The sequence below is a fragment of the Streptomyces sp. NPDC001406 genome, from assembly GCF_042895285.1.
GTDB lineage: Bacteria > Actinomycetota > Actinomycetes > Streptomycetales > Streptomycetaceae > Streptomyces.
On record NZ_JBIAWG010000006.1, the window covers coordinates 294,678 to 307,417 of the forward strand.

A 12,740-nucleotide genomic window follows, 5' to 3' on the forward strand; every position below is an offset into this window, starting at 1 on the left:
TTGCCGGGACACGGCCCGGCACCGGGGTTTTGTACACCCGGTCCGGGCCTGCATGATGGCGAACCGGCGCCGCATCGTGGGCGCCGTACCGACCCGCCGATTCGGAGACCCGTCGTGCCCAGCAAGAAGGCCCTCGTCCGCCGCCCCAGCCCGCGCCTCGCCGAAGGCCTGGTGACGCACATCGAGCGGGAGAAGGTCGACGCGGAACTCGCCGTGGAGCAGTGGGAGGCGTACGTCGAGGCGCTGCGTACGCACGGCTGGGAGACGGTCGAGGTGGACGCGGCCGACGACTGTCCGGACTCGGTGTTCGTCGAGGACACCGTGGTCATGTACAAGAACGTGGCGCTGATCACCCGGCCGGGTGCCGAGTCCCGGCGGGACGAGACCGCCGGGGTCGAGGAGGCCGTGGCCCGCCTCGGCTGCTCGGTCAACTGGATCTGGGAGCCGGGCACCCTGGACGGCGGTGACGTCCTGAAGGTCGGCGACACGATCTACGTCGGCCGGGGCGGGCGCACCAACGCGGCCGGGGTGCAGCAGGTGCGGGCCGCCTTCGAGCCGCTGGGCGCGCGGGTGGTGGCCGTACCGGTGAACAAGGTGCTGCATCTGAAGTCGGCGGTCACCGCGCTGCCCGACGGCACGGTGATCGGGCACATCCCGAACGTGGACCGCCCCTCCCTGTTCCCGGGCTTCCTCGCGGTGCCCGAGGAGGCCGGCGCGCACGTGGTGCTGCTCGGCGGCAGCAAGCTGCTGATGGCCGACAGCGCGCCCAAGACGAAGGAACTGCTCACCGATCTCGGCCATCAGGTGGTCACGGTGGACATCAGCGAGTTCGAGAAGCTCGAGGGATGTGTGACGTGCCTCTCGGTGCGACTGCGGGGGCTGTACGCCTGATCGGGTGATCCATCACCCCAACAGCCCCGGGACCTGCGCGTCCCGGGGCTGTTTGACATGTCCTGGTACAGCGGAGGAACGGCGCCTGATCAGCGATCTTTACGCCACGCTTAACCTACGGCTTCGTAACCTACGGCTTCGTAGCCTACGATCTCGTAGGTTCCGGCACCGCTCGCCGGTTCACCTCCTTCATCCCCCTTTGTACGGCGTCCCCCTGGAGTTCCTGTGACGATCACCTCTCCTCACCTCGGCAGCCCGTCCGTGTGGACCGACGCGAAGCTGCTGTACGCGCTCGAGGAAGTGGTCGAGAAGGAGCTGAACCGCCATCTGAATGTCGCCAAGGACTGGATGCCCCACGAGTACGTCCCGTGGACCGACGGCCGCAACTTCCCCGGCCAGTTCGAGGACGGCGAGGCCTGGGACAAGGAGCACTCCAAGGTCACCGAGATCGGCCGTGTCGCCCTCGTGGTCAACCTTCTGACGGAGGACAACCTCCCCAGCTACCACCACGAGATCGCCTCGCTCTTCGGCCGGGACGGCGCCTGGGGCACCTGGGTGCACCGCTGGACGGCCGAGGAGGGCCGGCACGGCATCGTGATGCGCGACTACCTGCTTACCTCGCGCGCGGTGGACCCGGACAAGCTGGAGCAGTTCCGCATGTCCCACATGAGCGAGGGCTTCGAGTCCGACAACCGTCACTCGATGCTGCACTCGATCGCCTACGTCGCCTTCCAGGAGCTCGCGACCCGTATCTCGCACCGCAACACCGGCCACCAGTCCGGCGACCCGGTCTGCGACCGCATGCTGGCCCGCATCGCGACCGACGAGAACCTCCACATGGTCTTCTACCGCAACCTGCTGAAGTCCGCCTTCGAACTCGCCCCCGACCTGACCATGCAGGCCGTGCGGGACGTCGTCGTGAACTTCCGCATGCCCGGCCACGGCATCCCCGGCTTCGAGCGCGCCGCGGCCCAGATGGCGATCGGCGAGGTCTACAACCTCCGCATCCACCACGACGACGTCCTCCAGCCCGTGCTGCGCTTCCTGAAGATCATGGAGATCGACGGGCTCGGCCCGGAGGGGAAGCAGGCACAGGACGAACTCGGCCTGTTCATGGGCGGTCTCGACGCGGAGGCGCTGAAGTTCGACGAGAGGCTGGCCGCGCGCAAGGCGCGGATGGCGGCGCGCGCCGGGGCCTGACCGGCAGCACCCGACCGTACCGCGCGGGGCGCACCGATTTGTCGGTGCGCCCTGTCAGTGGCCTGCGGCATCATGCCGCCATGCGTGACCACACCAGGGCGGAACAGGCAGTCGGCTTTCTGCTCGGCCTGATCGACGAAGGAACCGCCGGCCGGATCAGAACGCGGACCGGCCTGCCCGGCCCCGAACACCCCGCGGCGGTCCGGCGCCGGCTCGACCGCGCGTGGGCCTGGGCCAATGCGCTGCCGTCCTCGGTGGTGCTGTGGGTCCTCGAGGAGGACGACCCGGACCTCAACGCGGTGGTGTGGCGGTTCGTCGGCACCGATGCCGCGCTGCGCCGGGCCGTCGCGCGGGGCGTGCCGTTCGGTCCCGGGCGCACCGAGCCACTCCCGGTGCACCCCTCCCTGCGCGACGAGGAACCCGAGGTGCCCGAGAGCTATGTGCGGCACGGCCTCGTGGGCGCGCTGCGGGAAGTGACGTCCCTTCAGCAGGCGCGGGCGGCCGGGTCCATGGTCCTGACGCGCACCGACTGGGCGGCGGTCGCCGAGGCGCACGGCGAGCGTCCACTGCCCGGGTACGCGCGCTGGGCGCTGTCCGTACGCCCGGACTGCCCGCCCGCGCTGCGCGAACGGTTCGGCTCGCACCGCAAGTTCACCCACCGGGTCCGTCTGGCGGGTGTGCTCGACGGCCCGGCCGAGTACGCGACGGCCCACGGCCCCGCCGTACACGCGCTCCAGGTCCTCTCCATGGGTCATGTGCTGTTCCCGACCCGCATCAAGGAGGCCGAGCAAGCCCTGCGCCCGCTCGTCCAGGACCAGCTGGGCGACCGCGAGGACGCCTGGGCGGTACTGGCCCAGCTGGTCGAGACGTTCCACGGCAACGCCGAGGAGCTGGTGCTGACCGCGAGCGCCGTCGCCTGAGCCGAAGGGGCGAAAGGGCGAAGGGGCGGGCGGCCGTCCCGGACTGCGTGATCGCGGCTCTTGCCGGACGATGGATGTCGGGGCGCCGGGGACATCGTGGAGGTGCGGAACAGTGTCGGACAAGGAACCACAGACCCCTGCCGGCGAGGAGCCGCGGTCCGAGGCCTGGAAGACGGCGGTGACGGTGCTGCAGGACGTCAGACCCCCCTTCGTACCCGAGGGTGCCTCGGGTATGACCATCGTGGTCGAGTGGCCTCCCGGCGACCCCGGGACTCCTCCGCACCGGCACCCCGGGCCGGCCTTCGGATACGTGCTCGAAGGCGCGGTCCGCTTCGAGCTGGAGGGCGAGCCGGAACGTGTGGTCGAGGCCGGCGGGACGTTCTGGGAGCCGGGCGGTGACGTGATCCACTACCAGGACGGCAACGCCCTGCCGGACGCACGGACCCGCTTCGTCGTGACCATGCTCTGCGCACCGAATCAGCCGATGCTCACGCTGGTGGACGAGGAGGAACTGGCTCGGCGGGCGCATCTGCGCGCCCCGCGGCCCGTGGACTAGGTCCTGTCGTCAAATCCCCGTCGTCCGCCCGGAGGGCGGGCCCCGCGGCGTCATGGGGGTCCCCCCTGCTCGAGCGCAGCCGAGAGCTTGGGGGAGCGTGCTCTCGGCGTGCCGGGCCTCGGCCCTCGTACTGGACGTACTTGGGTCGGGGCCCGGTGCGGCGAGAGGGCGTGCATGGCGTCGCCGGGCTGACGGGGATTTGACGACAGGGCCTAGGGGGGCGGGGCGGCCGGATTCGAACCGGCGTGTTCTGGTTTTGGAGACCGGTGCGCCTGCCTCTGCGCTACGGCCCCGCCCTTGCCGCAGAGCGTAATGCCTTGGCCCGTTGTCAGTGCGGGCTGGTACCAATGAAGCACCGGGGGAAGCGCGTTACAGGGGGCACGGGGGGCTTCGCATGGCGTACGGGGAGCGGGGGCGACGGCGCCCTCATGTGGTCGACCTCACCGACCGCCGGGCACTTGAGCGGTACCGCCCGGCGGATCCGGCCGTGGTCGAGGAGGCACGGCGGCTGAAGGAGGCCGCGCTGCTGGACTTCGGCCTGACCGAATCGGCGGTGGCGTCCTGGCTGTACGCGAAGTGCCACCACCAGATCCCGACGACCGCGGTGGACACGGCGGCCGTGGTCGCCTCCGGCGACGGCTCCTGCCTGCTGCTGTACAACCCGGACTTCTTCGTCGCGCTGGGCCTGGACGGCGTGAAGTTCGTGCTGTTCCACGAGGCGCGGCATCTGGTGCACCGCCATCTGTTCGCGGACGCCGAGCTGCGCGAGGACCCGGTGTTCGAACTGGCCGCCGAGGTGTCCATCAACCATGTGGCACTGGTCCGGCTGGCCCGCGAGGAGCTGCCACTGCTCGACGGCCGGCCCACGGGCGTCGACCCGCGCAAGGTGTACGACGCCTACTGCAAGGACCTGACGACGCACGGCCTGGAGCCGGTGGCGTACGAGACGTTCACCCACACGGACATGCGGGTGTACGGCGAGCTGAAGCGCATGCGCCATCCACCCGTCCCCGAGCGGCGGTTGTGCGTGCGCCTGGAGGGCGGGCTCGTCCCGGCCGACCAGGAGACCGTCGACGCGGTGACGTCCTCCGCGCTGCTCAACTCCCTGCTGGCGGCCCGGCGCGGGCACCCGGGCGCGGAGCGCGAGCTGCTCGACCTGATGGGCCGCACCGAGGAGGGCTCGGCCCGGGCCGCCCGGATCTGGGGCAACCTGGGCGCGGGCATGCTCCGCGGCGAGACCACGCGCACGCGTACGGTCGACTGGTGGCAGCGCTGGCTGATCGACGTACTCGGCTCGAAACTGCGCGACGGCGAGCGGCTGGTGTACCCGAAGAAGCGGGGCGCCCTGCTCGCGGCCCTGGGCCAGGACCCGATGCTCTCGCGGCGGGGCCCGGTGCGGGACAAGGTGCTGGTCATCGCGTACGACACCTCGGGCTCGATGCCGGACCACGTCATCACGTGGCTCACCGAACTCGTCGGCCGGATCGACGGGGTGGAGGCACACTGGCTGTCCTTCGACTCCGTGGTGATGCCGTTCAGACCGGGCGAGCGCGTGTACGGCGGCGGTGGCACGAGCTTCCAGGCGGTCGCGGACTACGTGGAGGGCCGCACGGAGGTGAACGGGCGCCGGTTCGACGTGACCCCGGACGCCGTCGTGATGCTCACCGACGGATACGCCCCGGCGATCACTCCGGCCGAGCCGGGCAAATGGATCTGGCTGATCACCCAGGGCGGCAGTGACTGGCCCGAGACGCACACACCGGCGATGGACTGCCATCGCGTCACCACAGGATCACGGTAGATGACCACGGAAGCGCAGCACACGGACCACACGGGCCACACGGACCGCACGGGCCCACGGCAGTCGACCGCCTCACGCCTGGAGGCCTTCATCGACGCGATGATCGACATGGGGCAGACCGGGCAGGTCTTCGGCGAGCACGGCATCGGCAAGACGGCGACGTTCTTCTCCCACCTCGCCCGCGCCCACCCGGACGCCACGCTGGTGTACGTCCCCGCGGCGAACCTGACACCCGACGACCTCCTCGTCAACGCGCCGGTGCGCGACCCGCGGACCGGCGAACTGGTCCTGCGCCAGCTGGTGATGAGCCAGCTCAAGCCGGGCAGGCCCTTCGTGCTGCTCATCGACGACTCGCTGCAGGCGGGCGACACGATCCAGTCGCAGCTGATGCAGATCGCCTGCAACTGGACGCTCGGCGAGCACGATCTGCGCGCCCTTGGCTGCGTCGGCGTGTTCCTGACGGACAACGAGTCACTGGCCGAGACGTCGGCGCGCCGCGGCGACCTGGCGCTGCTCGACCGCATGGTGACGATCCGGATCACCGCGAACGACACGTCCTGGCGGCGCCATCTGGCGGCCAAGTACCGCCAGTGGGACCTGCGTCCGGTGTTCTCCCTGTGGGCCTCGCTCTCCCCGGAGCTGCGTGAGCTGCTCTCCCCGCGCACCCTGGACCACATCCTGGCCAACGCCAGGGAGGGCTTCCCACTGCGCTGGGGCCTGCCCCTGGTCGACGGCGAGCGGCTGCGGCTGGCAGAGCCGGGCCCGGACGGCCGCCCCGGTCACAACCGCACGTCGGAGATCCTCGACCGGATCGCCGAGGCGCTCGGCACACGCAACCCGGCCACCATCCCCGACCCGGTGCGGCAGGTCGTCCGGGCCGCCCTGCGCAACCGGTGGACCGTGCTGCTGCAGGGCCCGCCGGGCTGCGGCAAGACGGAGCTGGTGCGCGAGACCCTGCGCGAGGGGCTCGGCCGGGAGGCGCTGTATTTCTCCCTGCCCGTGACGAACGTCGAGGACCTGTGCGCGCCGATCCCGTCCCCGGACGGCACGCTGGACAACCTCCTCGCCGCGCCCTTCACCGGTCCCGAGCCGAAGGCGATCGTGTGGGACGAGTACAACCGGCCCAAGGACAAGGCCGCGTTCGCCAAGCTCATGGAGGTCACCCAGGAGTGGTCGCTGGCGGGGCGGCGGATCGAGAACCTGCGGGCGCAGATAGCGGTTCAGAACCCGCCGTACCACCTGGGCCGCAAGCTCCTGGTGTCCCGGAACAACATCGCCCAGGCGACCCGTTTCACGGCCTCGCTCACCGTCGAGCCGGAGGACATCCCGGCCAACGAGTGGCTCCTTGCGCAGTACGGCACCGACGCCGAGACGGTCCTGGAGTGGTGGAAGCACGACATCGACGACGACGGGCGTGCCTGGATCACCAAGCGCACCCTGGAGCGCCTCATCAAGCTGCACCGGCGGGGACTGCCGCTGGAGATGGGCACCGTCTATCTCGGCGACGGCGAGTACGCGCCCGTGCCGCTCACGGCCCTGATGGACCGTCTGCGCGGCCGCCCGGTCACGGGCCTGCGCGAGCTCGCCCGGGACGCCGACCTGTGGGAGGAGCGCCTGCGCCGAGCGGCCGGCCGCTCGGACGAGGGCGAGAACGACAGTGACGTGGTCCATCAGATCCTCGCCAACGCGGAGCTGTCCCAGCTGAAGAAGCACCGGGCGGTGGTGGCCCGGCTGGTGGCGCTGCTGCCGCCCAAGCTGCGGGCGACGTATCTCGTGGGAGCGTCGCAGCAGCAACAGCGCTTCTGGACGGAGGTGTTCACCGGGCTGCGGCGGAGCTGAGGCGGTGCCGGGGTCCGAGACGCCGAAGTCCGGGCTGCCGGGCCCCGCCCCGGCTCAGGCCTGAGGCGGGGCCGTGCGGTGCACGCTGCGGATGGCCGCCACGTCCGCCGGGACGGCCGGTGCGGGGACATGTGCGCTCAGGGCGTCCAGGCGGCGTTTGACGCTGGCCGCGATGCCGTTGCCGAGCCGGAAGCGGGTGGCCGTGGTGGCATGGGCCGCGTGGTCGAGGAGGCGGTGGGCCTCGCGGCTGCGCATCCCGGTGTGGGTCAGGACGAGGTGGGCGAGCCTGTGCTCGCCGTCGGCGAGGGCCGCGGCGATGGTCTCGGCGGCCGTCAGGTCGAGCCGGTTGTCCTCCGCCGCAAGCACCGCCGCCGCCCGGACCCGGCCGAGGTCCAGCAGCGTCACACCGGCCGCGGTCGCCGCCGTCACCAGGCGGGCCGCGGCGGCCGGTCCGATGCCGTTGCTGGCGACGGCCAGCCGGGTGAGCCGCCCGTACGGCGCCCGCTCCAGGGCCTCGGCCAGCCGGAGTGCGCCCGCGTCTCCCAACCGGGCCGCGGACACGTACAGTTCGTCGACCGCGCCCCCGGCGACGACCGAGGCGAGCGCCCGCGCGCCCGCCTCCCCCAGCGGGTTGCCGCCGACGAAGAGCCGCTCGATCCGGCGCCCGCCCTCGGCGGCCGCCAGCAGCGCGTCGGCCAGGACGGCGGTGCCCGGCGCGTCCAGTCCGGTCTGGACGAGGTCGAGGGTGCGCAACGACCGTGCGGACTCGATGAGTTCGGCCGCGGCCTGCCCGCCCCCGTTGCCCAGCGGGTTCCTCTTCAGCCACAGGCCAGTGACAACCTGCGGCGAGGCGCGCAGATTGTCGGCGATCCGGCAGGCGCCGCCCGCGGTGATCCCGTTGCAGCCGAGGTACAGCGTCTGGACGTCCCCCGTGCTCTCGGCGACGGCGGCCGCCCCGTCGTCGCCGAGCGCGTCGGTACCGAGCAGCAGGTGCCGTACCGGAGACGGCCCTTGGGCGAGCGCGTCGGCGATCAGCGCCGCGCCCTCCGCACCGACCCCCTGCTTGCACAGATCGAGCCGCCCGTCGGGCAGCGCCGTACCGGCCGTGAAGTCCAGCCGCTCACCGGCCGGGCGGCCCGCGCGCAACCAGTCCAGCAGGGGCGCCAGTTCGGCGAGGGGACGCGGCACGACGTACGGCACCCCGGCGAAGCCGCCCATCTCCTCCTCGGGCTCCTCGCTCACCATTCCGCCTCCCGGTAGTCCTTCAGGAACACCCCCGACACCGGATCCCCGGCCTCGCCGCGCACGATCGGGTCGTACACCCGGGCCGCCCCGTCCACGATGTCGAGCGGTGTGCGGAACCCGGCCTCGGCCATACGGGCCTTCTTCGGGACCGGGTTCTCGTCGGTGATCCAGCCGGTGTCGACGGCGCACATGTGCACACCCCGGGCGGCGAGTTCCGCGCCGCTGGTGCGGGTGAGCATGTTCAGGGCCGCCTTGGCCATGTTGGTGTGGGGATGGCCCGGCATCTTGTTGCGGACGGCGAAGCGGCCCTCGACGGCGGTCACATTGACCACGTACCGGCGTGGCCGCGGCGCGGCCAGCAGCAGGGGCAGCAACCGGTCGCACAGCAGGGCCGGGGCAAGGGCGTTGACGAGCTGGGTCTCCAGGACCTCGGCCGGGTCGAGCGCGCCGAGCCGGGCCGACCAGGAGTTCTCCGGGGACGGGTCGGGCAGCAGCCCGGCCTCGTCGGCCTCGCGCAGGGCGACCGGCAGCGCGGCGGCCGAGCCCTCCAGCATCCGCATCGGCCGGAACCCGGGCGCCTGCCGGGCCCCGGCGGGCAGCGCGTCGTACTCCCCGGCGGCCAGCAGCGCATACGACTCGGGCGGCCGCCGCACGGTCTGCGCGGCGTTGTTGACGAGGATGTCCAGCGGCCGGCCCTCCTGCCGCAGTTCCTCGCACAGCCCGAGCACCTGGCGCGGGTCGCGCAGGTCGACGGCGAGGACGGTCAGCCGGTCCAGCCACTGCGCGCTGCCCTCGGCCGCCCGGAAGCGGCGCACGGTGTCGTGCGGGAAGCGCGAGGTGACGAGCACTTCGGCGCCGTCCCGGAGCATCATCAGGGCGAGCTGGAAACCGATCTTCACCCGGCCGCCGGTGAGCAGCGCCCGGCGGCCGCTCAGATCGGTGCTCAGGGCGCGGCGGGCGGTGTTGTCGGCGGCGCACTCGGGGCAGAGCCGGTGATAGAAGGTGTCGACCTGTCGATAGGGCGACTTGCAGACGTAGCAGGTGCGCGGCCGGAGAAAGACTCCCCCGGCGCCGGACTCGGCCAGCGGGGCGTCCTCGCGGCGGTCCGGGGCGCCGGTCGCCGTCGCCGCCATCGCCGCCGCGTCGGCCGCGGACGCCTCGGCGCCCCGCGCCTTGCGTCGCCGCAGCCGGCCGTCGCGCGCGAAGGACGCGGCGACCTGCTCGGCCCGCAGTCGCACCGGGTCGTCGACGGGCAGCGTGCGCAGCTTGCCCACCACCTGGTGGAAGGCTGCCAGTTCCGCCTCGGTGACGGTGCCTGTGATCGTGTCGGTGATCGCCTCGCCCATCCGATTACCCGCCCCGTGTCCGCCGTGCCGTGGTCCCGGCCGGATTCGAACCGGCGTATCCACCTTGAGAGGGTGGCGAGTCTGCCTCTGCTCTACAGGACCGAGAGACGCGTCCCATCCGGATGCGCTCCCGGATCCTAACCGCACACGGCGGCGGTGGCCGCACGGATTTGCGGACCGCTCGGGTATGCGGTCCCGCCCCGTTCGCGCTCTGTCGCGGTCGTGCTACGTCGCGGATCGGACCGGATTCGAACCGGCGTGTCCCTCAGTGCCGTGAAGGTGCGCCTGCCTCTGCGCTACCGACCCCCGCACGCCCGGACGACCGGATTCGAACCGGTGTGGCCGCCCTGGCAAGGCGGTGCGCCTGCCTCTGCGCTACGCCCGGACGCGCTCCCGGATCTTAACGGCCAGTCCGGGGTGACGCACCGTCCGGGCTTCACAGCGATGCGCGCCGGAGCTCCAGCCGTTCCTTCTCCGACAGGCCGCCCCAGACGCCGAAGCGCTCGTCGTTGTCGAGCGCGTACGCCAGGCAGGCCGAGCGGATCGGGCACAGGCCGCAGATCCGCTTCGCCTCCCGTACCGAGCTGCCGGGCTCCGGGAAGAAGAAGTCCGCCCCCGTTTGCGCGCACAACGCCTCCTCCTGCCAGGCAAGGTCGGGCGAGGTGATCGTTTCGATGTGCATGAGCAGGATCGTGCCGCGCCGCGAAAAACGTTCGATCAACGCCGGGTCAACGCCGCGGCCGGGGCGTGTACGGGGCCTGTGTGCCGCCCCGAATGATGCTCCCCCGGCCCGCGGCGGCGCACGGCGGCGCGCGGGACCGGGATGAAAACAAGAGGAACGCGGCTGGTCACCCAGGGTAGTCGCGGTGGGCGCTGCGGCTCGCGGACGCGCTGCGGCAGCGATTGTCAGTGGGCGGTGCAAGACTCGGCAGTGCACTGAGAACGGGACCCTTTTGAGGAGGGCGAAGATGCTCACCACCCGTTTCGTCAACGGCGCACCCAACTGGATCGACGTCGGCACATCCGACATCGAGGGCGCCACCTCCTTCTACGGCGGTCTCTTCGGCTGGCGGTTCCAGTCGGCGGGGCCCGATGCCGGCGGTTACGGCTTCTTCCAACTGGACGGCAAGACCGTGGCCGGCGGTATGCAGACCACTCCTGAGCAGGGTCCGCCCTCCTGGACCGTGTACTTCCAGAGCGCGGACGCGCAGGCCACGGCCAAGGCCGCCGAGGGGGCGCACGGCAGCGTGCTGCTCCAGCCCATGGACGTGATGGGGCAGGGCCACATGGCGATCCTCGCGGACCAGGCGGGCGTGCCCTTCGGGCTCTGGCAGCCGGGCCGGACCAAGGGTGTGGACAAGGCGAGCGAACCCGGTTCGCTGTGCTGGGTCGAGCTGTACACGCCGGACATCGCCGCGGCCGCCGCGTTCTACCACCAGGTGCTCGGTCTGGAGACGTCCGCCATGCCCTTCCCCGGCGGCACGTACACCTGCGTCAACCCCACCGAGGGCGGTGAGGACGCGATGTTCGGCGGAATGGTCCCGCTGGCCGACGACCCCACCGAGGCCGAGGCCGGCGCCTACTGGCTGCCGTACTTCGAGGTCGAGGACACCGACGCCGTGGTCGAGAAGGCGCAGCAGCTGGGCGGCAAGGTCCGCATGCCCGCCACGAGCATGGAGGGCGTCGGCCGGATGGCGAAGCTCGCCGACCCGTACGGCGCCCGCTTCGCGGTGATCAAGAGCGAGCCGCAGGGCTGAGACCCGGCATCCCCGGCGAGGGCGTGAGGCACCCCGGCCCGTCAGCAGCAACGAGGGCCGGGCCAGGGGCCTACGCGGAGGCGCGCCGTACCAGCGTGGTCGGCAGGATGATGCCGGAGGGCGCGTCCGCCGCGAAGTCGTCGCGATTGCCGCGGTCCAGGCCACGCAGCAGGAGGCGGGCCATCAACCGGCCCATCTCCTCTATGTCCTGACGGATCGTGGTCAGGGGCGGATCGGTCTGTTCGGCGACCGGCAGCATGTCGTCGAAGCCGATCACGGCGACGTCCTCGGGCACCCTCCGTCCGCTCGCGCGCAGTACGCGCAGCGCTCCGGAGGCGCCGAGGTCGTTCGCGGCGAACACCGCGTCCACGTCGGGGCAGCGGTCGAGGAGTTCCCGCATGGCGCGCTCGCCGCCGGCCGGGGTGAAGTCGCTCTCCACGATCAGCAGCGGGTCGGCGTCCGCCATCACGTCCCGGAACCCGTCGAGCCGGTCCACCGCGGAGGTCTGGTCGAGGGCGCCGGTGATGTGCGCGATCCGCCTCCGGCCGAGGCCGACGAGATGGCGTACGGCGTCGCGGGCCCCGCCCCGGTTGTCGCTGTCGACGTACACCGCGTCGGGCGTGCCGTGGCTCCAGCCGGGCCGGCCGCCGAACACCGTGGGGACGCCCGCGCCCCGGATCAGCCCGGGCAGCGGATCGTCGAGGTGCAGCGAGAAGACGAGCGCGCCGTCGACATGGCCTCCGGCGAGATAGCGGGCCACGCGGGCGTGATCGTCCCGGCCCTCGGTCAGCAACAGGACGAGCTGGTTGTCGTGCGCCGTCAGCTCCTTGCTGATCCCGCGCAGTTGCAGGGCGAAGAAGGGGTCGGCGAAGACCCTGGTCTCGGGTTCGGCGATGACCACGGCGACGGCGTCGTGCCGCTTCGTCACCAGGCTGCGCGCGGCCTGGTTGGGGACGTAGCCGAGCTCCTCGACCGCCCGCCGGACCCGCTCCACGAGCGGCTCCCGGACTCCGTCCCCACCGTTGACCACCCGGGACACGGTGGCCCGCGACACCCCCGCCCGTGCGGCCACGGCCTCCAACGTGGGACGCGGCGCTGTCTCGGTCACTTCGCGACTCCTCATCGGCGATTGCGGATCAGGATATCCCCGAGCGAGGACCGTCGTGAGAGCGCTCTCGTAATAGG

11 protein-coding genes and 4 tRNA genes are annotated in these 12,740 nt (G+C 71.9%); 7 read left to right on the forward strand and 8 right to left on the reverse strand.

The genetic code is table 11. The annotated features are described in order from the left end of the window. Positions 1-114: 114 nt before the first annotated feature. From ddaH to ACFY1J_RS16815, 4 genes are all read left to right on the forward strand, one after another. Positions 115-891, forward strand: coding sequence for a dimethylargininase (ddaH, locus tag ACFY1J_RS16800; protein WP_390705517.1), 777 nt, complete (start codon positions 115-117; stop codon positions 889-891). Positions 892-1,116: 225 nt separating this feature from the next. Continuing rightward, positions 1,117-2,091, forward strand: coding sequence for an acyl-ACP desaturase (locus ACFY1J_RS16805; RefSeq protein WP_390705516.1), 975 nt, complete (start codon positions 1,117-1,119; stop codon positions 2,089-2,091). 80 nt (positions 2,092-2,171) lie between these two features. Then, on the forward strand, positions 2,172-3,011 hold the full coding sequence (locus ACFY1J_RS16810; protein WP_390731402.1) for a hypothetical protein: 840 nt from the start codon (positions 2,172-2,174) through the stop codon (positions 3,009-3,011). Between the two features lie 112 nt (positions 3,012-3,123). Continuing rightward, positions 3,124-3,567: a cupin domain-containing protein gene (locus ACFY1J_RS16815; protein ID WP_390705514.1), complete on the forward strand. Its 444-nt coding sequence runs from the start codon at positions 3,124-3,126 to the stop codon at positions 3,565-3,567. 219 nt (positions 3,568-3,786) lie between these two features. Here the strand turns inward: ACFY1J_RS16815 and ACFY1J_RS16820 are convergent. Further along, positions 3,787-3,862, reverse strand: a tRNA-Trp gene (locus tag ACFY1J_RS16820). Positions 3,863-3,961: 99 nt separating this feature from the next. Here ACFY1J_RS16820 and ACFY1J_RS16825 point away from each other — a divergent pair. Both ACFY1J_RS16825 and ACFY1J_RS16830 read left to right on the forward strand, forming a co-directional pair. Then, entirely contained in the window at positions 3,962-5,368 is a 1,407-nt protein-coding gene (locus tag ACFY1J_RS16825; RefSeq protein ID WP_390705513.1) for a hypothetical protein, read from the forward strand. Beyond that, positions 5,369-7,207, forward strand: a complete 1,839-nt coding sequence (locus ACFY1J_RS16830) for an AAA family ATPase (RefSeq protein WP_390731403.1) — start codon at positions 5,369-5,371, stop codon at positions 7,205-7,207. Positions 7,208-7,261: 54 nt separating this feature from the next. On the opposite strand, the gene ACFY1J_RS16835 is transcribed toward ACFY1J_RS16830, so the two are convergent. From ACFY1J_RS16835 to ACFY1J_RS16860, 6 genes are all read right to left on the reverse strand, one after another. Next, positions 7,262-8,452 (reverse strand): ribonuclease inhibitor, encoded by a 1,191-nt coding sequence (locus ACFY1J_RS16835; RefSeq protein WP_390731404.1) that lies wholly within the window; start codon positions 8,450-8,452, stop codon positions 7,262-7,264. Further along, entirely contained in the window at positions 8,446-9,798 is a 1,353-nt protein-coding gene (locus ACFY1J_RS16840; RefSeq protein ID WP_390705510.1) for an SDR family NAD(P)-dependent oxidoreductase, read from the reverse strand. Before ACFY1J_RS16840 ends, ACFY1J_RS16835 begins: the two co-directional genes overlap by 7 nt. A 30-nt stretch (positions 9,799-9,828) precedes the next feature. Beyond that, positions 9,829-9,900, reverse strand: a tRNA-Glu gene (locus tag ACFY1J_RS16845). 131 nt (positions 9,901-10,031) lie between these two features. Next, positions 10,032-10,104: transfer RNA gene (locus ACFY1J_RS16850), tRNA-Ala, on the reverse strand. A 7-nt stretch (positions 10,105-10,111) separates the two neighbouring features. Next, positions 10,112-10,183 (reverse strand) — tRNA-Gly (locus ACFY1J_RS16855). A gap of 51 nt (positions 10,184-10,234) precedes the next feature. Beyond that, entirely contained in the window at positions 10,235-10,480 is a 246-nt protein-coding gene (locus ACFY1J_RS16860) for a WhiB family transcriptional regulator (protein ID WP_363294951.1), read from the reverse strand. Positions 10,481-10,766: 286 nt separating this feature from the next. Between ACFY1J_RS16860 and ACFY1J_RS16865 the strand changes: the two genes are divergently transcribed. Next, positions 10,767-11,555 carry a VOC family protein gene (locus ACFY1J_RS16865; RefSeq protein ID WP_390705509.1) on the forward strand — a complete coding sequence of 263 codons (789 nt, stop codon included), beginning with the start codon at positions 10,767-10,769 and terminating at the stop codon, positions 11,553-11,555. Between the two features lie 70 nt (positions 11,556-11,625). Here the strand turns inward: ACFY1J_RS16865 and ACFY1J_RS16870 are convergent, their stop codons facing one another. After that, positions 11,626-12,663, reverse strand: coding sequence for a LacI family DNA-binding transcriptional regulator (locus ACFY1J_RS16870; protein ID WP_390705508.1), 1,038 nt, complete (start codon positions 12,661-12,663; stop codon positions 11,626-11,628). Positions 12,664-12,740: the final 77 nt, after the last annotated feature.